Origin of the sequence: Nonomuraea sp. NPDC049607, assembly GCF_040675375.1 — a bacterium.
Lineage (GTDB): Bacteria > Actinomycetota > Actinomycetes > Streptosporangiales > Streptosporangiaceae > Nonomuraea.
Window position 1 is genome coordinate 14,562 of sequence record NZ_JBFAOV010000011.1, and the last position, 26,427, is coordinate 40,988.

General features: G+C 69.4%; 19 protein-coding genes. 10 read left to right on the top strand and 9 right to left on the bottom strand.

The genetic code is table 11. From position 1 onward, the window contains the following. Positions 1-487 precede the first annotated feature (487 nt). A complete protein-coding gene (locus AB0J97_RS22375; RefSeq protein ID WP_364091530.1) occupies positions 488-3,097 on the bottom strand; it encodes a M12 family metallo-peptidase in 2,610 nt (869 codons plus the stop codon). A 697-nt stretch (positions 3,098-3,794) separates the two neighbouring features. On the opposite strand from AB0J97_RS22375, the gene AB0J97_RS22380 reads away from it, so the two are divergent. Together AB0J97_RS22380 and AB0J97_RS22385 are read left to right on the top strand one after the other, a co-directional pair. Further along, positions 3,795-4,343, top strand: a complete 549-nt coding sequence (locus AB0J97_RS22380) for a TetR/AcrR family transcriptional regulator (RefSeq protein ID WP_364091531.1) — start codon at positions 3,795-3,797, stop codon at positions 4,341-4,343. A gap of 22 nt (positions 4,344-4,365) precedes the next feature. Next, positions 4,366-6,528: an MMPL family transporter gene (locus AB0J97_RS22385; RefSeq protein WP_364091533.1), complete on the top strand. Its 2,163-nt coding sequence runs from the start codon at positions 4,366-4,368 to the stop codon at positions 6,526-6,528. Between the two features lie 59 nt (positions 6,529-6,587). Here AB0J97_RS22385 and AB0J97_RS22390 read toward each other — a convergent pair whose 3' ends face one another. The 6 genes from AB0J97_RS22390 to AB0J97_RS22415 form a co-directional block, all read right to left on the bottom strand. Then, a complete protein-coding gene (locus AB0J97_RS22390; RefSeq protein WP_364091535.1) occupies positions 6,588-7,202 on the bottom strand; it encodes a TetR/AcrR family transcriptional regulator in 615 nt (204 codons plus the stop codon). 127 nt (positions 7,203-7,329) lie between these two features. After that, entirely contained in the window at positions 7,330-8,649 is a 1,320-nt protein-coding gene (locus tag AB0J97_RS22395) for an MFS transporter (RefSeq protein ID WP_364091538.1), read from the bottom strand. 10 nt (positions 8,650-8,659) lie between these two features. Beyond that, positions 8,660-9,493, bottom strand: coding sequence for an SDR family NAD(P)-dependent oxidoreductase (locus AB0J97_RS22400; RefSeq protein ID WP_364091540.1), 834 nt, complete (start codon positions 9,491-9,493; stop codon positions 8,660-8,662). Between the two features lie 169 nt (positions 9,494-9,662). Next, positions 9,663-10,541 carry a TIGR03619 family F420-dependent LLM class oxidoreductase gene (locus AB0J97_RS22405; RefSeq protein ID WP_364091542.1) on the bottom strand — a complete coding sequence of 293 codons (879 nt, stop codon included), beginning with the start codon at positions 10,539-10,541 and terminating at the stop codon, positions 9,663-9,665. A gap of 207 nt (positions 10,542-10,748) precedes the next feature. Then, positions 10,749-11,021, bottom strand: coding sequence for a hypothetical protein (locus tag AB0J97_RS22410; RefSeq protein WP_364091544.1), 273 nt, complete (start codon positions 11,019-11,021; stop codon positions 10,749-10,751). A gap of 369 nt (positions 11,022-11,390) precedes the next feature. Continuing rightward, the gene (locus AB0J97_RS22415; protein WP_364091546.1) at positions 11,391-12,656 is read right to left on the bottom strand and encodes a hypothetical protein; all 1,266 of its coding nucleotides are present in this window, start codon (positions 12,654-12,656) and stop codon (positions 11,391-11,393) included. Positions 12,657-12,747: 91 nt separating this feature from the next. On the opposite strand from AB0J97_RS22415, the gene AB0J97_RS22420 reads away from it, so the two are divergent. After that, positions 12,748-15,936 carry a Tn3 family transposase gene (locus AB0J97_RS22420; RefSeq protein WP_364091548.1) on the top strand — a complete coding sequence of 1,063 codons (3,189 nt, stop codon included), beginning with the start codon at positions 12,748-12,750 and terminating at the stop codon, positions 15,934-15,936. Positions 15,937-15,963: 27 nt separating this feature from the next. Here the strand turns inward: AB0J97_RS22420 and AB0J97_RS22425 are convergent, their stop codons facing one another. Further along, positions 15,964-16,338 carry a hypothetical protein gene (locus tag AB0J97_RS22425; protein WP_364091550.1) on the bottom strand — a complete coding sequence of 125 codons (375 nt, stop codon included), beginning with the start codon at positions 16,336-16,338 and terminating at the stop codon, positions 15,964-15,966. Positions 16,339-16,513: 175 nt separating this feature from the next. Here AB0J97_RS22425 and AB0J97_RS22430 point away from each other — a divergent pair, with 175 nt between their 5' ends. Next, positions 16,514-16,825 (top strand): hypothetical protein, encoded by a 312-nt coding sequence (locus tag AB0J97_RS22430; protein ID WP_364091551.1) that lies wholly within the window; start codon positions 16,514-16,516, stop codon positions 16,823-16,825. Positions 16,826-17,085: 260 nt separating this feature from the next. On the opposite strand, the gene AB0J97_RS22435 is transcribed toward AB0J97_RS22430, so the two are convergent. After that, complete coding sequence (locus AB0J97_RS22435) at positions 17,086-17,457, bottom strand: hypothetical protein (RefSeq protein WP_364091552.1); 372 nt, start codon at positions 17,455-17,457, stop codon at positions 17,086-17,088. A gap of 239 nt (positions 17,458-17,696) precedes the next feature. Between AB0J97_RS22435 and AB0J97_RS22440 the strand changes: the two genes are divergently transcribed. The 6 genes from AB0J97_RS22440 to AB0J97_RS22465 all read left to right on the top strand — a co-directional run bounded on the left by AB0J97_RS22440 (position 17,697) and on the right by AB0J97_RS22465 (position 26,426). Beyond that, entirely contained in the window at positions 17,697-18,362 is a 666-nt protein-coding gene (locus AB0J97_RS22440; protein WP_364091554.1) for a recombinase family protein, read from the top strand. A gap of 508 nt (positions 18,363-18,870) precedes the next feature. Further along, positions 18,871-21,678, top strand: a complete 2,808-nt coding sequence (locus AB0J97_RS22445) for an AAA family ATPase (protein ID WP_364091556.1) — start codon at positions 18,871-18,873, stop codon at positions 21,676-21,678. 49 nt (positions 21,679-21,727) lie between these two features. Next, positions 21,728-21,853, top strand: a complete 126-nt coding sequence (locus AB0J97_RS22450) for a hypothetical protein (RefSeq protein ID WP_357708355.1) — start codon at positions 21,728-21,730, stop codon at positions 21,851-21,853. After that, positions 21,850-24,102 carry a hypothetical protein gene (locus AB0J97_RS22455; RefSeq protein ID WP_364091559.1) on the top strand — a complete coding sequence of 751 codons (2,253 nt, stop codon included), beginning with the start codon at positions 21,850-21,852 and terminating at the stop codon, positions 24,100-24,102. Before AB0J97_RS22450 ends, AB0J97_RS22455 begins: the two co-directional genes overlap by 4 nt. Continuing rightward, positions 24,099-25,226 carry a hypothetical protein gene (locus AB0J97_RS22460; protein WP_357708358.1) on the top strand — a complete coding sequence of 376 codons (1,128 nt, stop codon included), beginning with the start codon at positions 24,099-24,101 and terminating at the stop codon, positions 25,224-25,226. The genes AB0J97_RS22455 and AB0J97_RS22460 overlap by 4 nt, the downstream gene beginning before the upstream one ends. A gap of 9 nt (positions 25,227-25,235) precedes the next feature. Next, complete coding sequence (locus AB0J97_RS22465; RefSeq protein WP_364091562.1) at positions 25,236-26,426, top strand: hypothetical protein; 1,191 nt, start codon at positions 25,236-25,238, stop codon at positions 26,424-26,426. The last annotated feature ends 1 nt before the right edge of the window (position 26,427 follow it).

Consider the following 26,427-nt stretch of genomic DNA (forward strand, 5'->3'; position numbering starts at 1 on the left):
CGACGCCGGTTTCTGGTCAGGTAATGCTGCGCGGGTGAGAAGCTCAGGGGGTCCCGGTAGCAATGGCGGAAAATCCAACGGGTATCCCCGACCTGCGATGATCACGCTTGAGCAGGTCGGGGTTCACTTGAGCAGGTCGGGGTTCAACGGCCCTCACAGGTTCGCGTCCGACGCCTGATGCACCGTGTCTCCTGCTGAACTAACAGTTTATCTAGGCTTATCAAGCGAACCTGCTGGTCATCCGGTTGAAGGCCTGTCAGTCATGTCAGGCATGCAGGTTCACGGGTTCTTGAGGGCGTGACCCCGTCGGCGGGAGACTCAGCCACGCGGACCCGTTTTTCCCTTCTGTGTCGGCCCCGGCCCGGGCTGTGCAACTTGCGCCGGCGCGACGCGTTCGCCGGTAGCAGGTTCCGACACGGCCGCCCGCCTGAGCGCCACCATCGGCGGTAGCGCTCAGGCGGGCGGCGCGGATGGTCGCGGCCGGGTGTCAGGCCTGGTCGTGGAGTTGGGTGCGGGTGGTTTCTGCTTGTTCGGCGATGGTGGCCAGGACCGGCGGCGGGACGTCCTTGTCGCGGAAGGTGTCCACGAGCTGGTCCAGGACGGTGTCGGCCTGTTTGAGGTCGCCGGCGCGGGCGTGCGCGCGGGCCAGGCGGCGCATGGCTTCGTTGAGGGTGATGTTGTCGACTCCGGCGTCGGTGCCGGTGTCGAGGGTGGTCTCCACGACCGCGCCGAGCTGTTCGATGCTGGTGGCGGTGTCGGCGGGCCGGACGGTGATGCCGTTCTTGCCGAGGGTCTGGAAATGGCGTCCGGCGTTGGTGCCTTTGACCATGTGCGCGTAGACGGCCAGCGGGTGGTCGGGGTGGGTGGTGATGAGCTCATCCAGGGCGGCGTTGCCTTCGGCCAGCTGCGGGGCGTCGGAGCCGAGCAGGGCCAGCAGGGTGCCCTGCTGGGAGCCCATCAGCAGGTCGCCGGCCTGCCGGTCCTGTTCGTTGTGCGGGGGGCTGATCTGGATGGTGCGCTCTGCTGAGACGACGGTGGAGCCGTCGGGGACCCTGCACAGGGCGCGCAGCCGGTAGGTGCCGGGTGTGGGGAAGGTGAGGCCGTCGGCGCCGTAGCCGATGTAGGCGCTGTCGTAGAGGGCGGGGGTGGCGGCGTCGAGGGTGACGCGGCGGTCGGGGTTGCCGCAGTGGCGGGCGATGGGTCGGAAGGGGTGGATGTCTCCGGCCGGGTCGGTGACCAGGATGGTCAGGTTCTCGCCGCGGGGGCTGAGGTTGGGGAAGGCGTCGGCCTGGCCGGTGCTGCCGTCCAGGGACAGCTTGATCTCGGTGACGACGGGCTCGCCGTGGGAGAAGGACTCGCGGCCGTACAGCTCCAGCCGCAGCCCGGACCGGCTGGCCGGGGGCAGGGCGAACTCCTTCAACGGGAGACGGTAGGCGCCACCGACACCGGCCTCCAAGCCCAGACCGCCCATGACGACGTTGCGGTAGAAGCCGTGGCGCAGATGCCGCAGTTCGTTGGCGGTGAACTGGTGGGTGAAGGCCGCCCAGAAGGCGTCCTCGCCCGCCTCTCCGTTCGGACCCTGGTAATTGGCCTCGTAGTTCATCCACGACAGGTCGCCGTAGCCGTTCCGCGGCCCGAGCGGCTGCGGCGGCTTGGCGATGTTCTTCTGCCAGCTGTGCACCAGGTTGAAGGCGTGGCCGAGCTCATGCACCCAGGTGTGGAGTTCCGTGCGTGTTCCGGCCACCTGCTGCCTGACCATCTCGGTGTGGAACATGGCCATCCCTTGGCGTGGGGATCCTTCGCGGTCGAACATGACGCCCTGGGTGCCGTCGTCGTCGACGTGGCGGGTGGCGATGAAGCTCCACAGCTTCCACTGCTCGGTGTTGCGGTGGCCGCTGAAGTTGCTTTCCATCGCGGCGTGTAGCTCGGCGTTGGACCACCTCAGGTCCGCGCCCGCCTCCTGGACGCCGATCTCGTTGACGACGGTGCCGGCCGTGCGTAGTTCGATCCCGGCCTCGGCGAAGGCCGACTGGACGGTGATGATCTTCTTGGCCAGGCCGGTCGGGCGGGGGTGGGTGGTGGTGGCGTACTGGGCGGCCGGTTTGGTGCCGGCCATGGCGTCGACCTCCCAGTCGATGGTGCGCAGGAACCGGGAGACGTACGTGCAGGTGTAGGTGGTGGTGGAACCGGTCTCGTCGGCCGTGCTGCGGGTCAGGACGGCGGTGCCGCCGGGAGCGAGCTTGTCCACCTGTACCGAGATCTTGGGCATCTGGGTGGGGTTGGCGAAGGTCGCGGTGCCGGAGACGGTGGCGGGCAGCGTGACGGCCTGGTTGCCCTGCAGGACGAAGGAGTTGACGTAGGCGTCGTCAGCCACGTCGAACGTGTCCCCGGAGATCACCGGCAGCGCGCCCGTCAGGTCGATGCGCAGATCGATCCGCTCGCCGTCGGCGGTGCCGGAGAAGCGGCCGGCGGCGGGCAGCCGGGGTGTTCGGTAGGCGGCGGGTAGGGCGCCGAGCCCCGGCAGGACCTGTGCCCACGTGCCGATCTTCGTGGGGCCGTCGATCCAGTGGAAGTCCATCGCCTGGTCGCCCTTGATGAACACGGTCCGGTTGTTGCCTCCGGCGTAGAGCATCAGGGCGTCGTCGAAGTCGCCGCGCATGTGCGCGGGGAGCAGCTTCCACCCCGCCTCACCTCGTCCGATCAGAGGCCCTTCGTACTCGACGCCCCGCCCCCAGACGAGCAGCGCGCACCGCTCGCCCTTGATCAGGAGGGTCTTCCACGGATTGCCCGCCACCTGCATCACGGCGTCCACGTCGCTGCGGTATTCGGCCGGGAGGTGGGGCCCGAAGCCCGGCAGATCGGTGACCAGCCCCTCGAACTTCTGCCCGACGCCCCATTCCCAGTCCAGGCACCGCTCGCCGGCGATGAACACCATCCGCGTGCTGGTGTGAGGCACGTGCAGGTCGAGCGCAGCCTCGGTGCAGCTGGCGTACGGCTCGGGCAGCCTCAGCGCCCCCTGGTGGATGTCTGTCAGCGGACCCTCCCACACCAGCGCCGTCTCGCTGATCTGCGCGACCCGCTCGCCCCGCAGGAACATCGCCCTCCACGGGGCTTCCCGTGTTGGGATGATCCCGGTGAATCCTGTGGTCTTGGCCCGCATAAACGCCATCGTTCGCCTCCCGGTCAGGCCCTGCGGGCCCACGCCGATGACGCTAAAAGAGCGCATTGACGCCCACAATGATCAAGAGAGGATCACAATTTGTCAGGTTGGACCGAAACAACCGGAGCAGGACTCACCTTTCTATTACGGATCCCCTCTTACCCCTCGCCCTCGCCCTGGCGTCCCGTCGCGCCACGATCGGCAGCGCCAGCGCCTGTTCCTCTGCCTCGGCGCGAAGCCGCAGGTCCAAGACGCCGGGCACCCGACCTTCGACCTGGCCACCAAGAGGGGAGATCATCGGCCCTGTCGCCCCGGTCCCACCAGCCTCGGAACAAGACAGCCGTAAACACCGCCCTCGTGTGGCCTCATCCGGCCACCATCGGTGTCGCGGCATCCCGCAACTGACTCATGGGCTGTACGGCGCTGTCCCTTCCCGCCCCGGCCCCAGCCTTCCAGGAACTGCATGCGCCGGCCGGGCCCGCCCAGACCGGTAGTAGCGAGGCGGCACACCTGACATAGCTGACTACCAAGAGTCACCGACGATAAACCACCCATGTCGCGTCGTGAGGAAGGCCACAGTCGAATCCTGTCCGATCGGTCAGAGCTGACCGATCGGACAGTTATGGTGAAGGGCATGGCACGTCCCGCTTCCGCCCTGCGCGGCCACATCCTGGACTCGGCGTTGAGTCTGTTCGCCACGCGTGGATACAAGGGCACCTCGCTGCACGACATCGCTCAGGTGGTCGGCTGTTCGAAGGCGTCCTTGCTCTACTACTTCGTCAGCAAGGAGGCGATCCTCGCCGAGTTGCTGACCCCCGCCGGTGAAGGGCTGGGAGAGCTGGACGCCCGGCTTTCCGGACTGGAGGGAGACCAAGCGGTGGAGGCGGCCGTCACCGGCTTCGTCGATCTGGCCATGCGGTTCCGGCGCGAGGTCAAGGTCCTGTTCCAGGACATTCCCGTGCTGGCCGGCCATCCGGCTCTGGGTGCCGTGCCCGCCGTCGTGGGGCGGCTGATGGCCGCGATGGTGGACGGCTCGACCGAGTCCCGGGGCTTGGTCACCGCCTACATGGTCATCGGCGCGGTATCGGTGACCTGCGCCAGTGACGTGCCGGTACCGGACGAGGACCTGCGTGCCGAGCTGGTCGACGGCGCCCTGCGCACGCTCGGCCGCGACCCCCGTTGAACTTCGAGGAAAGACATCCTTCATGGCTTCTGTGCTGTATCGGCTCGGCCGGTTCTCCTTCCGCCGCCGAGGGCGTGTGCTGGCCGTCTGGCTGCTTCTGCTCGCCTTGCTGAGCGGGGCGGCCGCCGCCTTCATGGGTCCCACCACTGACAACTTCTCGATCCCCGGCACGGAGTCCCAGCGGGCGCTCGACTCCCTGCGGGTGCAGTTCCCGCAGGCCGGTGGCGTGACCGGAACCATCGTCCTCGCCGCGCCCGAAGGACGGGAACTGGACAAGGCCGCGGTCGCGGCCGTCGTGCGGGAGGCCGGTGGAGTCCCCGGTGTGATCGCCGCCATCGATCCCTTCACGGTCGGTTCGGTCACTCCGGACGGCCGCTACGCGTTGGTCCAGGTCCAGTTCGACACCCCGGCCGACGAGGTCAGCGCGGCGCAGCGCACGGCGTACGAGCAGGTCGGCGCCTCCGCGCGGGGGCTCCGGGCGGAGCACGGCGGCGAGATCATGAAGGCCGGAGGGGAGATCGGCTCCACTGAGGCGCTCGGTGTCCTGGTCGCCGCGGTGGTCCTCCTCATCACCTTCGGCTCCCTGGTGGCCGCCGGCATGACGCTGCTGAACGCGCTGATCGGCGTCGCGGCCGGGATGGCCGGGCTGTTCGCCCTCAGCGGGGTGCTGGAGCTGACCGGCACCGCGCCCATCCTGGCGTTGATGCTGGGGCTGGCCGTGGGCATCGACTACTCGCTGTTCATCACCTTCCGCTACCGGCAATACCTCGCCGAGGGCATGGAGGCGGAGGAGGCCGCCGGGCGTGCGATCGGCACCGCGGGTTCCGCCGTGGTCTTCGCCGGCGCCACCGTCGTCATCGCCCTGGCCGGCCTCGCCGTGGTCGGCATCCCCTTCCTGAGCGTCATGGGCCTGGCCGCGGCGGGCACCATCACCCTGGCCGTGCTGGTCGCCCTCACCCTGCTCCCCGCGATGCTCGGCTTCGCCGGCGCCCGCGTCCTGCCTCGCGGGCAGCGTGGCGGGCGGAGGCCCGGCCACGGGCGCGAGGGCTTCGGGTACGGCTGGGGCCGGTTCGTCACCCGGCTGCGCGTCCCGATTCTGCTGGCCGGGGTTGTGGGGCTGGGCGCGCTGGCCCTGCCCGCCCAGGACATGCGCCTGGCACTGCCCGACGCCGGCACCGCGGCTTCCGGCTCGGCGGCCCGCGAGGCCCACGACCTGATCAGCGAGGGATTCGGGCCCGGCTTCAACGGCCGGCTGATCGCCGTCGTCTCCGGCGACGACGCCCAGGCCACCGGCACGGCCGCCGAGCAGGCCACCCGGCTGATCGAGACCGCAGACGGTGTGCTCCACGTCTCCCCACCGCAACCCAACCAGCAGGGCACCACCGTACTGATGACCATCATCCCTAAGGCCGGTCCGACCGACGCGGCCACAGAGCGGACTGTGCACTCCATCCGGGAGCGCGTGGCCGCCGTCCAGGGCGCCACCATCGCCCTGACCGGTGCCACCGCCATCGGCATCGACGTGTCGGCGAAACTCGCCGAGGCGATGCCCGTCTACCTGCTGCTCGTCGTCGGGCTGTCGATCCTGCTGCTGATGCTGGTCTTCCGCTCGGTGCTGGTGCCGCTCAAGGCGGCGCTGGGCTTCCTGCTCACCGTCGGCGCCACGTTCGGCATCACCGTGGCCATCTTCCAGCAGGGACACCTGGCCGACCTGTTCGGCGTCGACGTTCCCGGGCCGCTGGTGAGCTTCCTGCCGATCCTGCTCATCGGGATCTTGTTCGGGCTGGCCATGGATTACGAGGTCTTCCTCGTCTCCCGCATGCGTGAGGACTTCGTTCACGGCGACAGCCCGCAGCAGGCCACCGTCAACGGCCTGGGCCACAACGCCCGCGTCGTCACCGCCGCCGCGCTGATCATGGCGGCCGTGTTCGGCGGTTTCGTGTTCATGGACGATCCGATCATCAAGTCCATTGGTTTCGCGCTGGCCGTCGGGGTGCTCGTCGACGCGTTCGTCGTCCGCCTGACCCTGGTGCCCGCCGCGATGTCGCTGCTCGGCCGTGCGGCCTGGTGGCTGCCCCGGCCCATCGACCGGGTCCTGCCGAATCTCGACATCGAAGGCGAGAGCCTGCGCGGGAACGAGGCCGACCGGCAGCGTGACGACTCCAGGAACGCCGTCAAGGTCTGACACCCGATCAAGTGGGCGAGGCCGCACGGGCTTCGCCCACGGTTCGGGCCAGGGCGGCGCTAGCCCTCGATGATCAGGTCACGGCGCAGGATCCGGGTGAACGCGCCCATCGCCGCGACCATGTCGAAGGACTCGTCGAGCAGCCACTGCTCCTCAAGGCCGGTGATGGTGCCGATGATGAGCGACGCCACCGCGGTGGGGTCGGCATCCGCGCGTACGTGGCCGGCCGCGACGCCTTCCTTGACCACGGCGGCCAGATGGGCGCGGAACGTGCGGACGCGCTCCCGCGCCCATTCCAGCGCGATCTCCGGGATATCGTTCGAGCCGAAAGTGCCGAGATGCCCCATGCGGGTGAGCTCGCGGTTCTGCCGGCTCCGCGTGACCATGTCGTACACGATCTCCAGGGCGCGGACCATGGCCGACCCCTCGTACTCGCGGCCGACCTCGACCGCGTCGAAGGTCTGCCGGTCGCGTTCGGCGAGCACCTCGGCCAGCAGAGCTTCCTTGGTTGGGAAGTGATGCAGCAGGCCGGACTGGGTGATCCCGGCCTGCTTGGCGATGGCCGCGAGGGAGGTCCCCCGGTAGCCCTGTACCGCGAACAGCGTGAGGGCGGCGCTCACGATCTTGGCGCGCCGGGCGGCACCGGCTCGCTCGGCGTCATGCGTCTTCGCCATCCGTCGTTCCTGTCGTCCGGGTGCCTCGCTCGACGCAGGCGGACGTGGTTGCGCAAGGCCCAATTTCTTCCGCGCCAGCTTACCGTTCACCCGCGTGGCCGGCCGCTCGGGAGGGCGCCTTGCCCCGTCAGCGCACTCTCTTGATCGGAAGAACCGCCAGAGCGCCCGCGCCCGCGACGATCGCCACCACGGGATACAACGCCGCGTACCCTCCGAAGATCGTGACGATGCCGCCGGCGGCGACGGGCGCGATCGTGTTCGGCAGGGTCGCGGCGATGTTGATCACGCCCAGATCCTTGGCGTGGTCGTCCTCACTGGGCAGGACCTCCGAGACGAGGGCCTGATCCACCGAGATGAAGACGCCGAAGCCGATGGTCAGGACGACCGTCGAGATCATCAGACCGGCCACGCTCGGCGAGATCAGCGGGAACAGCGCCGATGCGGCGATGATGAGCCCGCCGACCAGGACGAGCGGCTTGCGCCGGCCCACACGGTCCGACAGGAGCCCGGACACCGCGATGGCGAGGATGAACCCGGGCAGGCCCATCAGTCCGATCAGGGGAACCAGCCGCGCGGCCTCGGTGAGGCTCAGGCCGATGTACTCCTGGGCGATGTAGATGTTGAAGGTGTGCACCATGTAGTAGCCGCCGAAGATGAGCACGCGGCCCAGGAACGCCCAGAAGAAATCGGGATGGTGCAGGGGGTTGACCCAGAACGCCTTGAGGAACGCCGGGACGGAGAACGCCGGCCGTGCCACACCGCGGTTGTCGGTGTCGGGATTGAATACGATGAACACCACGACGATCAGCAGGATGACGCCCGCGAAGCCGGCGTAGCCGACGGGGATGCGGGTGGCGAAGGCGGAAGCGAAAACCGGGCCCGCGATCGCCGCGGCGATCGCGCCGAGCCCGGTGAGCGTCGAGTACCGTCCGCGCAGCCGGGAGGGCACGCGGTCGGGCAGGATCGCCGCGAGCGGACCCTGGAAGGCGTTGAAGCCGAGTTGTACCGCCATCATGACCACGACCAGCTGGGCCACGGTCGTCGATAGTCCCGCGGTGATCAGCCCGACGGCGCCGATGAGGGCTCCGGCCAGCATCCACGGCGCGCGTGCGCCGAAGCGTGTACGGGTGCGGTCGGACAGGACGCCGACGAGCGGCTGGATGATCATCGCGGCGAGCGCGCTCATGGTGTTGACGATGGTCAGGTTCTCGACCTTGGCCGCGTTGTCGATGGCCTGCACCTGAAGCGCCAGGAAGTAGGCCGAGACGGCGTAGCCGAGCGGTGCGGCGGCGCTGACGAACGGCACGGTGACGAACAGCCGCCGCAGACCGCGGTCCTCCCGGTGCCGATCGCCGGGTCCGGACGACTCAGGAGGCACGGGCGCGGTCGAAGAGACGCCGGCCGCGGGAGTCTGCGGCGGGGACTGGTGCGGGAGCCGCTCGTCCATCGTGATGTTCCTACGGCTCGACGCTGTCGTTCAGGGCATCGCCCGCGAGCCGCCACAGCTCCTCGACCTGGGACCGGAACCGGTCATGGTCGTGCGCGGGAAGCGAGAAGACGAAGGGGGCGCCGCGCAGCATGCCTTCGACGGCGTCGCGCGCGACCTCACCGGGTTCGATGGCCATCGGGACGGTGCCCGTTCCGAACAACTCGGCCGCCGGGGGGCCGAACACGTCGGGCCGGTTGCGCTGGGAGTCCAGGATGCGGGTCGCCACCTGACCTGGGCACAGAATCGTGACGCCGATGCCGTCGGGCTCGAGTTCGGCCCGCAGCCCGAGTGAGAGGCCGACGATGGCGTGTTTTGTGGCGCTGTAGAGGGACGTGCCCTGCGGGTCGGGCAGGAAGGCATGGGTCGACGCGGTGTTCATGACGTGGCGCCACCCGGTCCGCTCGCGCATCCTCGGCAGGAAGGCACGCAGGCAGTTGAGCATGCCCTCGATGTTCACCGACGAGAGCCAGCGCCAGTCACCGAGCGACGATTCGGCGACCGTGCCGAAGGCGAGCACTCCCGCGTTGTTGCAGAGCACCTCGACGGAGCCGAACTCGGCGTAACTGGCCTGCACGAGGGCGTCGACCGACTCGGGGTCGGAGACGTCGACGCGAATGCCGAGCGCGGGAATCCCGCTCTCGCCCAGTTCGCGGGCGAGGCGCCGGGCGTCGGCGCCGTCTATGTCGGCCACGACGACCGACATCCCGCGCGCGCCGAGTTCGGCCGAGAGCGCGGCCCCGATGCCGCTGGCCCCACCGGTGATGACCGCCGTACGGCCGGCGAGTTGATCAGATCCAGGCATCGCGGTATCCCTTGCTCGAAGCCGCCATGGATTTCGTCGGCGAGCCTACTGACTGATCAGTCGGTTTGCTAGCTCCGAGAATGCCGCGTGATCGCCTCGATACTCGTCCGTGATGGACGCCGCTCTCAAGCCGCCCGGCCGCGTGTCTACAACCTGTTCTCGTTTGCCGCTAGGGGTTGATCCTGGAGATCACGGACTCGGCGAAGCGCTCCAGCTTCTCGATCTTCCTGGCCAGCGGCTCGGTGTCGGGACCCTTCACGTACGGCCACCGGAAACCGACGATCAGATCGGTGATCCCCTTGTCGGCCAGCCGCTTGACCCCGTCCGCGCTGTAGGCGTCGGAGGAGATCGCGTGTATCTCGAAAGGCCGGTCGGCCGTTCCCTCCTCGGCCCGCAGGGCGGCCAGCCTGGCCAGCAGCGCGTCCAGCTCGTCGGCGTCGCCGCCGCCGTGCATCCATCCGTCGCCGAACCGGGCGGCCCGGCGCAGTGCCGCCTCGCTGTGCCCGCCGACCAGGATCGGAATCGGCTCGCTGGGCGCCGGGGACATCTTCACCGGCGGCAGGTCGTAGAACTCGCCATGGTGCTCGAAGTAGTCGCCGCTGGTCAGGCCACGGACTACCGCGATGGCCTCGTCCATCCGCCTGCCGCGCCGCGACCACGGCACCCCCATCGCCGCGAAGTCCTCGGGCCATGGGCTGAGCCCCACGCCGAGGCCCAGCCGGTTGCCGGTCAGGCAGGCGATCGAACTCGCCTGTTTGGCGACCAGCACCGGCGGGCGAATCGGCAGCTTGAGCACAAACGTCGTGAACCGGATCGTCGAGGTCGCCGCTCCCATGGCCGCGGCCAGGACGAACGTCTCGATGAAGCTCTTGTCCTCCAGGAACTCCCGGTCGCCGCCCAGGGCGTACGGGTAGCTCGCGTCGGACTCCTTCGGATGGACGATCGAGTCCGCCACGCTGACGCTCGCGTATCCCGCCGCCTCGGCCGCCTGGGCCAGCGGGACGTAGTACGACGGGTCGGTCATGGACTCGGCATAGGTGAACCGCATAGAAGTGGAGCGTAATAGAACCTGTTCCACTTGAGAAGCGGCCCTCGCCCAGCGGGGCGTGGAACAGGTTCACGAACACCAGGTCACACTCGGCCGCCTCACCAACCTCGTCCCGCTCGTACTGGTAGCGTGAATACGCCTCGATCGTGTCGCGCTCCACCGGAATCACCTGCGGCTGCCGCGCCTTGGCGAACGCGCCGTTGGCGTTCAGCCGCCGCCGGACGTGGACGTGCGGCCCTTCATGCCGGCAGCCCAGCACTCGGGAATGTGGCAGCCGGTTGCATGTCCTCCCTGCCGCAGGCCGAGGGCCTCACCGATCCGCATGCCGGTCTCGGCCAGCAGCTGGATCAGGAAGACTTCGCGGGCATGCCGGGCCAAGCCGAGCAGCGCAGCAATCTCCTCATCCGACAGCCACTCATAGGGGGCTGTTAAGAAACGCGTCACCAGCCCCAAATGGCAACGTCTCCGCAGGTCAGCCAAGATGCTTTCCGTAGAGGCATCGGCTCACAGGGACTGCCATGACTCTCAGATGCAAGCCGCCGATCTGCGCCTTCTCGCCCATCGGGGCTGGTGAGGCGTTTCTTAAAAGCACCCCAAGAACGCGTGCTCACGCGACGTCAACGTGAAGTACTTGATCAACTTCTCACGCCCGATGTCCGGGAACGACCGCAGCCGCTCCATCTGCTCATCAGACAGGAACCGCGTCGACATCAACCACCCCGTACGTCACAGAACACGTGAACCATGACGAACCGTAGTCGAGGAGATCAACAACCGCCCCGGAGACCTCAATAACCGCAGCTCAGACCCATATCCGTTGGATTTTCGCCGTTTGCTACGGGGATCCCCTCAGGGACTGATGGTCAGGACCTGCAGTTTCGTGTTCGCGGCCTCATGAACCTCAGGTGCCAGGGGATCGGCAGTCAACTCCCGCAGACGCGAGCGGACTGCGGCCGTATCTGGCGCTGCCTCACACACGCGCTGCTGAACCGTTGGCTCGCAATCGTCAAGTCCCTCGACCATGACGGCTTCGGCTTCATGCGGCGCACATCCCCGAAGCCCCTCCAGGAACGCTTCCCGGGCAAGTGAATGAACCGTGCCTTCCCACGCGGCCATGAGCTCGCTCGCGGCTTCATGGATCCCCAAACGGCCCAGACCTCGTGCTGGAACCTCGGCAGCGCACCATTCCCCAGCGACGACTGTGCGGTGCAACGCGGCCAGCAACACCGGCGCATCGCCCCGGTCACCGACCTCTGCCACCACACGCTCCCCGAACGCGACGAGTGTGTCGTCGCCGCTGCCGATCCACGTGCGGGCGCGTGGCAGCGCGTCTGGCCCAAGGTGGCGGAGCGCCTGTGGGATACCCGGCAGCCACCCGGCCGCGTTGCGTAGGCCGGGGTCTTCGGCGAAGTCGAAGACGATGCGATCGCCGCGCCTACCCAGTTCCTCCAGCGCCCGCCGCCGCTCGGAGCCGCCGGCAGCGACAAGCCCGATCAGGTCTTCGTTGTCGATGGTGACGATTTCGGGTCGTGTGTCGCGCCTGGCCGGTCCGGGTGAACGGGAGGCCTTGAGCTCGTCGATGATTCGCCGGACCCGTGGCTGGGACTGTGCGAACGTCGTCCACGGCTCCGTGTCGCACCAGATCGCCTGTGCAAGCTGGGCATCGTCGCGGTTGGCGATGATGTCGTCAGCGAGCCCGTCCCAGATGGCGGGAAGCTTCATCGCCCCGCTGTCGCCGATCGCCTCCAGTGCCGTGGACCAATGCGGCCCGTCGACCGCGTACCCGCGCAGCACGGCCGCCGCGTCGAGTCGACCGACCATCGGAAGCAGGGCAAGGACCTGCAAGGCAATCTCAACCGGTTCGGTGTCCTCGCCGTCATACGTGAGCAGGTGCTGTTGGATCGGTGCTAGTGGCAGGTCGAGCCGAGCGATGAGACCGGCGAGGTAGCTGTCGCGTTGATCAACTTGTCGGTCCCAGCGCGTGTCCGTAATCACGCACTCATACACCGCGTCGGCGGCGCCGGGGGCGATCGACGTGCGATGCACTGCGGCACCGCGTCCCCGTTGGAGCTGACCGCGGAACGAGGCCGGACTGTCATATTCGATCATCGACATGCAGTATCCCCGTGGTGGAGGCGCTGAGCGAGCGAATAGCGGCCATGGCTATGATGCCCGGGGTCCTGTCGGTCGTATCTTCGAGGTGCGTGTGACGTCGATCGATCGCACCGCCTACCCGACGTTCAAGCGGATGGCGTCGCGTGATCTGGCCGACGCGTTCACCCCGTCGGACGACGAGATCGAGTGGGCGCGGGACAAGTCCTCGACCGACGCGCATCTGCTGGCCCTGATGGTGTGGCTCAAGAGCTACCGACGCCTGGGCTACTTCCCAAAGCTGGAGGACGTGCCGGACGCCGTTGTCGAACACGTCCGCGACGTGCTGAACCTCCCGGCCAGCGTCGCTGCCGAAGTGGATGCCGTGCGCACGGCGAAGCGTCAGCGCGATCTGGTTCGCAAGCGGCTGGGGGTGAAGTACAACTCCGCACAGGCGCGGGGCATCGCCGAGGAGGCGATCGAGCAGGCCGCCCAGACTAAGGACAACCCGGCTGACCTGATCAACGTGGCGTTGGACGTGCTGGTGAAGAAGGGCTGTGAGCTTCCCGGCTACACCACGCTGGACCTGTCGACGAAGACCATCCGGGCCCAGGTCAACCGGGGCTTCTTCGACACCGCGGCGGGCCGGATCGATCCGGCCCGGCGTTCGGGACTGCACGCTTTGATGGTGGTGGATCCGGCGACCAGGCGCAGCGGCTTCGACAAGCTGAAGGATCCGCCGAAGGCGGCGAGCCTGACGAAGTTCAAGCAGCGCCTGGAGCACACGCAGTGGCTGGACTCCTTCGGCCCCACCGAGAGGTGGCTGGACGGGATCCCGCCGGGGAAGGTCGGGCATTTCGCCGGGGAGGCCAGGACCACTACGGTCGAGGACTTCGTCAGGATCGGCGAGGCCAAGCGCCTGACCCTGCTGGCCAGCCTGATCCACGTGCTGCGTGCGGCGGCGCGGGACGAGGTCACCGACATGTTCTGTAAGCGGTTGGCGATCATCCATCGCAAGGGCAAGGACCGGCTGGAGGAGCTGCGCGAGCAGCACCGCGCCGAGTCCGAGCGGCTGCTGGAGGTCTTCGGCGAGGTCCTTGCGGCCGCCAAAGACGCGGCCGCCCCGACCGGGCCGCCGCCGGAGCCGGACCCAGAATCCGCCGACCCCGATACGGAAGACGCACGGGCCGAGGACGGCGAGGAGGTCGCCGACGACGCAGAGGATGACGAGCCGGCTGTCGTTGATGATGGCCTCGGTGAGGAAGGTGCGTCGCCCGACGTCAGCGGCGCGGACGAGCTCGCAGCACGAACCGGTCGGCTGGTGCTCAAGGCGCTGGAGTCCGCCGGCGGCCTGGAGCGCCTGGCGGCCGCGCACCAGGCGGTGGCCGCCTACCACGGCAACAACTACCTGCCGCTGCTGGAGCAGTACTACAAGTCCCACCGTGCGGCCCTGTTCACCCTTGTCGACTCCGTCGCGTTCGAGGCGACCAGCGAGGACCGTTCGGTGCTGGACGCACTGGAGTTCGTGCGCGCCGTGCGCGCCCGCCGCGGGGACTGGATCGAGGAGACCGTCGTCCTGGGCCGCGGCAAGGACAAGACCGAGGTGTCCATCGACATCACGACGTTCGCCTCGGACATGTGGCGCAAAACCCTGCGGGACAAGCGTCGGCCCGGGATGCTCGCCCGCCGGCACCTGGAGGTCTGCGTGTTCTCCTACCTGGCCGCCGAGCTGCGCAGCGGCGACATCGCCGTGGCCGGCTCCGACTCCTACGCCAACCTGCACGCCCAGATGATGACCTGGGAGGAGTGCCGGGACGAGGTCGCGGACTTCTGCGCCCAGGCAGGCATCCCCACCGACGCCAAAGCGCTGGTCGCCTTCTACAAGAAGAAGCTCACCAAGATGGCCGCAACAGTGGACTCCGGCTACCCGGCGAACACCGACCTGCGCCTGGAGGGCGGACGTCCGGTACTGGCCCGGCGCAAAGGCGCCGAGCGGCGGTCCTCGGCGATCGCGCTGGAGGGCGCGGTGCTGGACCGGCTGCCCGATCGCAGCCTGCTGGACATCCTGGCCCGCACCGCGCACCTGACCGGCTGGCACCGGCACTTCGGCCCGGCCTCCGGATCCGACCCGAAGATCCGCAGCGACAAACTGGGCCGGTACGTCGTCACGGCCTTCGCCTACGGCGGGAACCTCGGCCCGACCGAGGTCGCCCGCCACATGCGCGGCGTGTCAGCACACGAGATCTACACGGCCGGCAACAAGCACGCCGACGGCGACCGGATCCACCGCGCCTCCGGCGACGTCATCAACGCTTTCGCGGCCCTGGACGTGGCGCGGATGTGGGGCGACGGATCGGTGGCCGCGGCCGACGGCTCGCAGATCGAGACGTGGGAGAACAACATCCTCGCCGAGACCTCGATCAGGTACGGCGGGTTCGGAGGCATTGCGTTCCGCCTGGTCTCCGACACCTACATCGCGCTGTTCTCCCACTTCATCCCCTGCGGGGTGTGGGAGGCGGTGTATCTGCTGGACTCCCTGCTGGCCAACGACTCGGACATACAGCCCGACCAGGTCCACGCAGATACCCAGGGCCAGAGCTTGCCCGTTTTCGGGCTCGCGGCTCTGCTCGGGTTCGACCTGCTCCCCAGGATCCGGAACTGGCACGACCTGAGTTTCTACCGGCCCACGGCTAGCACGATGTACAAGCACATCGACTCGCTGTTCGGCGACAACATCATCGACTGGGAGCTGATCGAGAAGCACTGGCCGGACCTGCTACGGGCGGGCATCTCGATCCGGGAGGGCCGACTGTCCTCTGTGACGCTGCTGCGTCGCCTGGGCAACCACTCCCGGCGAAACCGGCTCTACAAGGCGCTGCGCGAGCTGGGGCGGGTCATCCGGACGATCACGCTGCTGCGGTACCTGTCCGAACCCGGACTGCGGGATCAGATCGCGGCGGTCACCAACCGGACCGAAGCGTTCCACAACTTCTCCCAGTTCCTGATGATCGGCGGGCGTCTGATCGGCCACAACGACCCCGAATACCAGGAGCGGGTGGTGAAGTTCAACGAACTGGTCGCCAACTGCGCGACCTACTCCACCGCCCTGGACATCACCGACGCCGCCAACGCCCTGGCCGGTGAGGGTTATCCGGTCGACACCGACGACCTGGCCACGATCTCCCCATACGTCACTCGGACGATACGCCGCTTCGGCAGCTGGGTCGTCGATCTCACACCGCCCGCCCAGGCCCCGGCCACCCGCTTGGACCTGGAGTCCCGTGTCCTGTTCCGCGTGAGCTGAGCCGCACGCCCGCACAGACCATCTGGATCAGGGAATAAGCTCTCGCATCGCGGCGAGCGGCAACGACGGGTTAGCGGCCGCGGCCTCTACTACCTGCCAGTCTTCGTCGTGGAGTAGTTCGACGATCGCCGAGAGCGGCAAGGCGGGGTGGCGGGCGGCCAAGGGTCTGGCCTGGCGATCGTCGAGGCAGGCCAGCAGCGCCACGGCCGTGGCGCTGGGATGCCGAGCGATCTCGCGGAACGCCTTCTGCACCGGCGGCCGGTGCTGAGCAAGGTCCTCCAGCAACTGGGCCGTGGCGTCCGGGTTGACGGCCACTTTCGCCAGCACCCGCGCACCGTGGCGCGTGACCATCGCACGGAGCTGCGCCTCGGACAGGCCCGGGATCGTCGGCGAGCGCGTCACGGATCTCGGGTGACAGGTCGCGCCGCTGGGCGAGCAGCATGCGTACCGCCGGGATCGCTGACGCGGCCAGTGCCGTGACTTCGGCCCCAGAGGCAGATGCGATGCGCGGCAGGAGTACCGGGCCGATCCGGGTGTTGCCTGCGACATCGGACAGAACGTCGAGCGGCAGCTCGGGATGGTGGGCAAGTCGACGCTGGACGTCGTGGCCGCGATCGGTGGCCAGGGTGCGGATCAGGTTCTCGCTGATCGAGGGGTTGTCCGCGAGCGTTGCGCGCACCCACGGGATGGGATCCTCGGCAAGCTGCGCGTACACCTGTGCGGGCAGATCGGTGCGGGCCGCCAACTCGACGCGCATCAGAGTCGAAGGATGGCTGACGAAGCCCACAACGGCGTCGACCGGGGCAGCCGGGTTCCGAAGCGCCATCTGCTGAATCTCCTGCGCAGCCGACTCATGGGAGCCATCGCAGGAAGCGCCCGGCGGCAGTGAGCAGGCAGATCGTTCGCAGCTCGGATCGTGAACGAACGGGACCGGTTCTCGATCACAGACCACGCAGGACCGCGCCGACGGCAGCCTGTCACCGGTCAGCAACGACGCCAGTACAGTTGCCGGCGTCGCTTCGTTGGCCGCCACCGAACGACGAACATCGGCATGCGAATGCGCCGCAAGCTCGCCAGCGATGTCCGCGGGTGCCCACAGCGCGAGCTCAGCGACCACCCGGACATCGGGGTCGGAGCCGAGTGTCTGCATCACATCGTGTGGCAGGCCGGGGCAGGCCGGGGCAGGCCGGGGCAGGCCGCCAGCTTCTCCTGCGTCTCCACCAGAGGATCGGCAGTGAGAAGTCTCGCCCACTCCGGCCTGCCGGAACGTTCTTCGAGGAGGGCGAGTGCGACACGTGGCTGGGCTACCGGATCGACGTCGTCGGCCGCGAGCCGCCCTTCGTGGGCGAGTCGTATGGCGGCTCCCTCGAAGCGTGACAGCGCGGCTACCTGCACGCGGCTGAGATCCGACCGGCAGGCCACGGCCTCGGCGACGTCCGCGTCCGCAGTCGCGATGAGCTGATCGATCAGTTCGGGCGGTAGCGCCGTGTTCTCGGCCAGCCCGAGGAGAGCATGTTGCACAGGAGGAATCCTGCCCGAGCAGGAATCGAACGGCCATCCGAATACGACGCTTGCGCGGACGTTCCGCACTGCGAGCTCCCGTGTCCGAGGCCCGCGATGGAATCTAACGATCGTTAGATGCACGATCGGCCAGGCCCTACCGGATGCCCGATTCGACCCAGCCCGGCTGTGCATCAACGCGTGCATCAAAGGTGCTCGCGTCGTTGATTTGATGCACGGGTTTGATGCACACTCGGGCTATGACGAGGCGCCCTGCGAAGTCCGACGCCCGCCCGATCGACCACGGCCGCTTCGGATACGCCCGCGTGTCCACCCGAGGCCAGACCCTGGAGGTCCAGCTAGCCGCGCTGAACGAGGCCGGCGTCGCCGCGGCCAACGTCTTCGCCGAGAAGAAGTCCGGCAAGGCAGGCAGCCCCCGCCCACAGTGGGAGGACGTGCGTTCTCGACTTCGCCCCGGCGACACACTGGTGGTGAGCAGGCTGGACCGCATAGGCCGCGACATGCGGGAGATTATGGAGACCGCCTGGTCCCTGCAAGACCTCGGGGCCAAGTTGGAGATCCTTTCCGGGCCGCTCGCCGGCATCTACGACCCCCGCGGCATGGGACAGATCTTCTTCGCCGTTCTCGCCGGTTTCGCCCAGATCGAACGCGAGATGATGATCGAACGGACCCGCGACGGGCTCACCCTGGCCGCCGCCGAAGGTCGGCACGGTGGCCGCCCGGCGGTGATCTCCAAGGACATGATGCGCGTCGCGCTCGGTCGCCGGGCCGATGGCGAGTCCGTCACCAGCATCGCCAAAAGGCTGACGTATAAGACCGCGAGCGGCGAGGAACGGACGGTCTCCCGCCGCGCGCTCTACAACGCGTTCAAGGCTCACGACGCCGAACGAGCCTCGATCGCGTAGGCCATCTGAGCAGCACGTTTATGCTTTCAAGATCGGGTCATGGCCCCTTTCTCACGTATTCAGTTCCCACCCCCAGAAGGCATGTCATTGGTGCAGGACATACCCGGACGCGCGCAACACCGCACCCCCTCCCAGGCTGCGTGGCTCTTCGCGTTCCGCACGGCCAGATGAACACCCGGGCGATACTCGGCCTGGCCGCCGGGACGAGGTCACCGCCCGGACCACCGCTACGTACGACCGAATCGCCCCTTTCTTCGCCTCCCGCTCCGAGAATCCCGACGCCGCGTTCCGCGCCTTTCGAGCGCGCTTCGCTGCCGCGCTGCCCGCCGGAGGACGCGTCGCCGACCTAGGATGCGGCCCGGGAAGGGACGCGGCCATCCGCTTCGTCCTCGGCCTCGTCCGCCGGAAGCCGTCCGTCGTCGAGCAGAAGTCCGAGAAAGGGACGGGCCGGAAAGGGGATTTTGTGGTATTTGTGTGATCTAGGCATTGGGTCGAGCAGGGAACAGACGTGATCCATGAGCGGCTGATGATCTCGCCGACACTCGTCGGCCGCGCCGGTGAGCTGGCCCAGCTGACCGAGACCGTCTCCAACACCCCAGCGGTCGCCGTGGTCGAGGGCGAGGCGGGCATCGGCAAGACCCGCCTGGTGGCCGAGCTGTCCCGGACCGGTCTCCGCATCCTGACCGGCGGCTGCGCCAGGATCAGGGAGCCGTTCCCCCTCGGCCCGATCGTCGAGGCGCTGCGCGAGGTGCCCGATGACCTGACCGGGCTGTCAGCGGTCGCGGGCGCGCTGCGCCCGCTCCTGCCTGAGCTGGCCGAACGCCTGCCGGAGCCCCCCGAGCCCCTGGACGACCGCGCGGGCGAGCGCCACCGGGTGTTCCGCGGCCTGAGTGAGCTCCTGCGCGCGCTGGGCCAGGCCGTGCTGGTCGTGGAGGACTTGCACTGGGCCGACGAGCATACCGTGGAGTTCCTCGGCTACCTGCTGTCCGACCCGCCCCGGGACCTGGCCGTGGTCCTGACCTACCGCGGCGATGAGGCCTCCGCCGACCTGCGTGCGGTGACGGCCCGCCTGCCGCGCGCCGTCGCCCACGCCCGCGTACGGCTGGCGCCCATGGACGTGGCGCAGACCAGGGCGCTGGCGGCGGCGATCTTGGACACCGAGGAGATCTCGCTCGACTTCGCCGAGCACCTGTGCGAGCGGGCCTCCGGCGTCCCGCTGGCGGTGCAGGAGCTGGTGGCGCTGCTGCGCCAGCGCGGGACGCTCATGCACCGGGGCGGGGAGTGGGCGCGCAGGACCATCGCCAGGCTCGACGTGCCGGCGGGCGTGCGCGACCCGGTGCTGGAGCGGGTGGGCCGCCTGTCGCCGCAGGCCGAGGCGGTGGTCAGGGCGGCCTCGGTGCTGCAGGAGCCGATGCCGGTCGAGGTGCTGGCGGCCACCGCCCGCCTGCCGTATGAGAGCGCGCTGGACGGGCTGGACGAGGCAGTGGAGCACGGCCTGCTGACCGCGCGCGGTGAGACGGCGGCGTTCCGGCACGTGCTGGCGGCGCAGGCGGTGTACGAGGACATTCCGGCGGCCAGGCGGCGCGACCTGCACGCCAGGGCCGCCGCCGCGGTGGAGGCGATGCCGTCGGTGCCGCTGGGGCAACTGGCCCACCACCACCGGCGCGCCGGGCACATGGCGGCCTGGGTGGAGGCCGCCGAACGAGCCGCCGACCAGGCGCTGCGGCTGGGCGACGACGCCGAGGTGGTCAGGATCCTGGAGGCGGTCCTGCGGCACGCTCCGCTGGAGGCGGAGCACCGCGGGCGGCTGACGGTCAAGCTCGGCTGGGCGGCCGAGGGGCTGCTGCACATTCCCGACGTCATCGACCTGCTGGCCCTGGCATTGGACCAGGGCCCCTCGCCGGTGCTGCGCGCCGAGCTGACCCTGCTGTTGCTCTATCTGAAGGATGCGACAGGACAGGAGCCCGGCCCCTGGTTCGAGGCGCTGACCGCGGCCGTGGCGGACCTGGACATCGAGGCCCAGCCCGAGCTGGCGGTGCGGATAATGACCGTCCTGAGCATGGGGCGGGACGCCAGAACCGCCGACCGGCACTGGATGGACAGGACGCTGGCCGTCCTGCCCGCGGTCAAGAACGCGCCCCTGCAGATCTTCGTGCTCGGCAAGATCACCAGCAGTATGGTGCTGGTGGGCGACCCGCGCTGGGCCGAGCTGATCGAGGAGGTGCGCGGGAGCCTCGGGCACCGGTCCTGGCACCGAGCGAAGGTCAACGCCTACTACTCGATCGGCTCGGCGCTGGCCTTCGTCGGTGACCACGTCCAGGCGCAGACGATACTACGGGTGGCCCTGGAGGGCGCGGCCCCCCTGGCCGAGGTGAGCGGCGGGGACATGATCGACCGGTGCCGTTCCGCGCTGGCGGTGGCCGACTACTGCGCGGGTTCCTGGGAGGGGCTGACCACCGAGACGGCCATGCTGGCCGAGCGGCTCAGCGAGCGGCCCAAGGACAGGTACGCGGCGGCGACCGTGACCGCCTGCCTGGCGCTGGCCCGCACCGACGCGGCCGGCGCCGAGTTCGGCATCCGCCAGGTGATGACCGAGGTCCCGGGCACCATGGACGAGACGACGCTGCTGATCACCGCGCTGCTGCGCCAGGCCGTCGCGCGCGGCGAGCCGGACCGGGCGGTGGCGGAGGTCCTGCCGCTGATCGAGTCGTGGTTCGAGCGCGGCCTGGGGCCCTCGGAGGTGCGGACCGTGCCCGCCCTGGCCGAGGCGATGGTGGCGGCCGGGCGTGCCGCGGAGGCCGCGGACCTGGTGAACCGCTCCGAACGGGCGATGGCGGGCCTGCACGCGCCGCTTGCTCCCGCCGCCCTGCGTCACGCCCGCGGCGTCCTCGACCCCTCCGGCGGTCACCTCACCGCCGCGGCCGAGCTCTACGAGGCCATCCAATGCCCGTACGAGGCGGCCCAGGCCAGGGAGCAGGCCGGGACCGATGAGCAGCTCAGGCGGGCCATCGAGACCTACGAGGCGCTCGGCGCCCGCTGGGACCTGGACCGCGCGGCTCGCCTGGCGCGCGAGCGCGGCCTGTCGCTGCCCGCCAGGCACCGGGGCGGCACCCGCGGCTACGGCGACGCCCTGTCACCCCGCGAGCGGGACGTCGCGCGGCTGGCCGCCTCCGGGCTGACCAACAAGGAGATCGCGCAGGAGCTTTTCCTGTCGGCCAAGACGGTGGAGCGGCATCTCAGCGCCGTCCTGCGCAAGCTGAACCTGCGCTCGCGGATCGAGCTGGCCCTTATGGGGGACGCCGCCACGGCGGAATGAGGGATCTCCCGCATAGCTAGCTGAATGTCCTGTTCGTCACGCTCTTCGCATGTCCGACGTACACGAGGCCGAGGACGAGCCCGTCGAGGACGAGCTCACCGAGGACGAAGGCGCGGAGATCGCGCCTGAAGAAGGCGCAAGCGAAGACGACAAGGACGGCTGGGTCAAGGCATGAACAAGTTAACCTCCCGGCTGGGCGCGGCCTGCCTCGCGCTCACGCTGGTCACCGGGCTCGGCACCGCCGAGGCCACGACAGAACCCCCGCCGAAGGCCGCGACCGGGCCCGGCGGCACGGTCACGCTGGTGACCGGTGACAAGGTGCAGGTGGACCTCACCGGCAGCGCCACCGTCATCGACCCGGGTAACGGCGTGTTCGCCCAGCTCACCCTGAACGGCGACGAGTACGTCATCCCCGCCGAGGCCGCCCCCTTCCTGGGCAGCACGCTGGACGTCCGCCTGTTCAACGTCAGTTACCTGGTGCGCGCCGGGCTGGACGACGCGCACGCCGACGCCCTGCCGGTCAAGGTCGAGTCGGGCGGCGTGGCCACGCTCGGCCCGCAGTCCAGGACCCTGGCCAAGAAGGACGCCGAAGGCTTCGGCCAGGAGCTGGCCGGCAAGTGGAAGGCCGGGCAGAAGCCGGGCACCGGCCGCATCACGCTGGCCCAGCCCGAAGGCGCCCCGGCCCTGCCCGCCGATCCGATGGCGGCGCCGGCCGACTATCCCGAGTACCACACGGTCACCGTCGACTCCATCGACCGCACCGGCAAGCCCGGCGTCATGCTCGGCTCCATCCACAGCCTGGACGACCCGACGTTCACGCTGTTCCAGGTGGGCGACGGCGTGGAGGGCACCTCCCAGGCCGTCTTCAGCGTGCCGGCGGGCCACTACAGCATCGAGGCCAGCGTCCTGACCGGACCGGTCCTGGACATGGGCTCCACCGGCGCCCTGGTGATCGAGCCGGAGTTCTCCGTCACCGAGGACATGTCGCTCACGCTGGACGCGCGCAAGGCCGTGCCGTACGAGACGACGATCGAGGGCGTGCCCGAGACCGCCGACACGCAGTACGACCTCATCACCTACAACCGCACCACCGTCCAGGGCGACCAGGTCGGCAACCCGCCCTTCGGCAACTCGGTCACGGCGCTGTTCCTCATGCGCCTGGTCTCCGGAGGGGACTTCGGGGTCCACACCCTGTACGCCACGCCGACCAGGCGCGTGACCAAGGGCAGCCTGGACTTCCTGGCCATGACCTCGATCGGCGGTCCCACCGGGGCCGATCCCACGTACAAGGTGGCCTTCCACGAGCCCGGCGGCGTGCCGGCCTCACTCACCCGCACGGTCAGGCGCTCGGACCTGACGACCGTGGACTCCACGATCCACAACACTCCGGGAGCCACCTCCCAGCACCCAGAGCTCCTGAGCACGGTCTACCTGCCGTGGACGCAGACCACCTTCGGCGTCACCAGCCCCCTGTACGGCGGCAAGCGCACCGACTACTGGTACAGCAACGCCCCCGGCAAGGTCTCCTGGGAGCCCATCCTGCGACCGGACCTGGGGCTGCGCCTGTTGGGGGAGCGCCGGCTGATCCGGCCGGGCCAGCACCTCACCGAGACCTGGAACAAGGGACCGCAGGTGCCCTCCAGCAGTGCACCGTACGTGCAGGAGGCCCTGATCGGGATCCAGAACACCCCTGACACGAACGTCACCAGCGCGCTGCAGCAGGTGTGCGTGGCCTGCCGGCAGGGCGATCTGGGCCTGCTGTACCTCAACCCGTACGCCGACTCCACCGCCGGCCACTACCGCTCGGCCCTCGACGGACTCGCGAAGGTGGAGTTCTACCGCGACGGCGCGCTCGCCTTCACCTCGGCGACCCGGGGCGACGGCACACGCCTCACGCAGCTGCTGGACCTGCCGCTGCTGCCGCAGCCCGCCGAATACCGGCTGAAGGTGACCGGCGACAACCCTGGTGTGGAGGACGCGACCAGCACCACCGACTGGACCTTCCGCACCACGAACCGCGACCGGTCGGCCGATCTGCCCGACCAGGCGATGTGCGCGCCCGACCCCACCCGCCGCTGCTCGTTCCTGCCCCTTCTGTTCGTACGGCCCGACCTGCCGCTGGACATCGACAACGCCACCCCCGCCGGCGAGCCGTTCGAGGTGGCCTTCACGGTGCGGCACCAGCAGTACCAGGACGACCCCGGCAGGGTGAACGCCACCGTCTCCGTCTCCTACGACGGCGGCACGACGTGGTCGGAGCCCCAGACCGCGAACCGGGGACGCGACGGCCGCTTCACCACGACCCTCACCAGCCCCGGCAGCGACGGGTACGCCGCCCTGCGGATCAAGGCCGTGGACCGCGACGGCAACGCCGTCGAGCAGACCAACCTCCGCGCCTACCGGCTCGCACCGAAGGACCAGTGACCGTGATCATCTCCCGGCTGCTCCCCGCGATCGTGCTCGGCCTGACCCTGCTGGTTCCGGCGTCGGCTCAGGCCGCCGGCGACTGCTCCACCCCCGACTGCCTGCTGAAGGTCACCTCCAAGTCCGACGCGAACGTCAGCGACGGGCTCAAGGCGGCCGACCTGCAGGACGCCTACAAGCTGCCCTCGTCCTGGCTGGGCGGCGGCCAGACCCTCGCGGTCGTGGTCCCGTACGGCCATCCCAGCGCCGAGCGCGACCTGAACGAGTATCGCAAGGGCAACGACCTGCCGCTGTGCGATGAGATGTTCCCCTGCTTCCGTCACGTGGACCAGCGCGGCGGCACCACCAGGCCACCGACCCACAACGGCTACGCGCTGCACACCGCGGCCGGGCTCGACCTGGGCTCGGCCGCCTGCCCCAATTGCAAGCTGCTGCTGGTCGAGGCCGACGACGAGACGCCGGCCAGCATAGGCGCCGCGGTCGACCAGGCGGTCGTCCAGGGCGCCGACGCGGTCTCGGTGATGACCGGCTTCTACGAGTACGCCGGCCAGCGGGCCGACGCGGCGCACTACGACCACCCCGGTGTCCCGATCGTCGCGGGCGGCGGCAGCGGGTTCGGCAACGGCGTGGGCAGGCAGATGGTCCCGGCCGCCTACGGATCGGTGATCGCGGTGGGCGCGACCACCCTGTGGCGTGACCCGGGCAACGCGCGCGGCTGGAGCGAGATGGCCTCCTCGGGGTCCGGCTCGGGCTGCTCGGTGTACGAGGCGCGCCCGGCCTGGCAGCCGAAGGGGCAGTGCGGCGCCAAGCGCACGGTCGCCGACGTGGCCGCGGTGGGCGATGCCCGCTCGCCCGTGCAGCTCTACGAGAGCACCTCTTGGGGCGGCTGGATCGGCGTCAGCGGCACCCCGATCAGCGTCGCGCTGATCGGCGGCGTGTACGCGCTGGGCGACAACGGCCAGGAGATCGTGCCCGGCCAGAAGCTCTACGGCTCCGGCCAGTACCTGTTCGACATCACCACCGGCGCCAACGGGGCCTGCGGCGGCTCGCCGCTGTGCACCGCCAGGCGGGGACACGACGGGCCCACCGGCATGGGCGTACCCAACGGCATCGGCGCCTTCTGAGGAGCATTCGTGCGCAGCATACGCAGAACCGCGGTCGCCCTGGCGGCGACGGCATTGACCACCGCGCTCACGACCGGCGCGGCGACGGCGGCCTCGGCCGCCGCCTGCACCCCCACCTGGAAGTTGCTCGACGTGCCCGCCATCCCCGACGGCGGCGTCTCGGTGGCCCACGCGTCGTCCGTCTCATCCAAGCAGGCGGTGTTCACCACCGAGGGTGACCGCACCTCCGCCACCCTGACCTCGGACGGCAGGTCGGTCAAGCTCCTGCCCAAGCAGATCCCGCACGCGGCCATGGCCCCTGGCGGCGCCTGGGAGACGACCTTCGACTCGACGTCCAGCGGGTGGGCGCGCTACCAGTTCCGCTACGGCGACACCTTCGGCAGCGGTGTCCCGGTCTTCGCGCGCCTGGACGGCGGGCGGTGGACCTTCGTGCCCACCGCGATCTCCCCCGACCCCACCGCGACCAGGCCCAATCTTCAGTCCATCGACTCGGTCTCGCCCTCGGTCGCCTGGACCGTCGGTGAGTACACCACACAGAGCGCGGACTCCGCCGGCGCCGCCATCCAGCAGTGGAACGGCAGAGTCTGGAAGAACGTCGACCACCCGGCGATGACCCGGGCGAACGCGACCCTGCGCGCTGTGCACGCGCGGTCCCGTGACGACGTCTGGGCGGTCGGCAGGCAGTACACCGACCCCGCGCAGATCGAGTCGCTGATCCTGCACTACGACGGGAAGGCGTGGAGGGAAATGCCCGGCGTGCCCGGGCTGCTCGCCGAGCTCGTCTCCGTCAGCGCTCGTGCCGCCGACGACGTCTGGGCGGTCGGCTACGAGCGGAAGCCGGGCACCTTCGCCCCCGTGGCGCTGCACTGGGACGGCAAGTCCTGGAGTGCCGCGCCCACGCCGTCGGCGGCCTGGACCTCGCCCTTCTCTGTCTACGCCGCGGGCCCCAACGACGTGTGGATCACCGCGACGTCGCCGGCCGACGGCTCGTCGCAGCCCCCGCTGCAGCACTGGGACGGCAAGTCCTGGACGGACGTGCGGCCCGAGGGCGTCCAGGCGCCCGGCTCGGCGTACATCTACACCGCGCTGACCGGCTCCGGGCCCAAGGACGTCTGGGCGAGCGGTCAGATTCTCAACGGCACTGGCTGGGAGACCACGTCACAGCCACTCGTCGCGCACCTGAGCTGCGAAGGACGCTGAC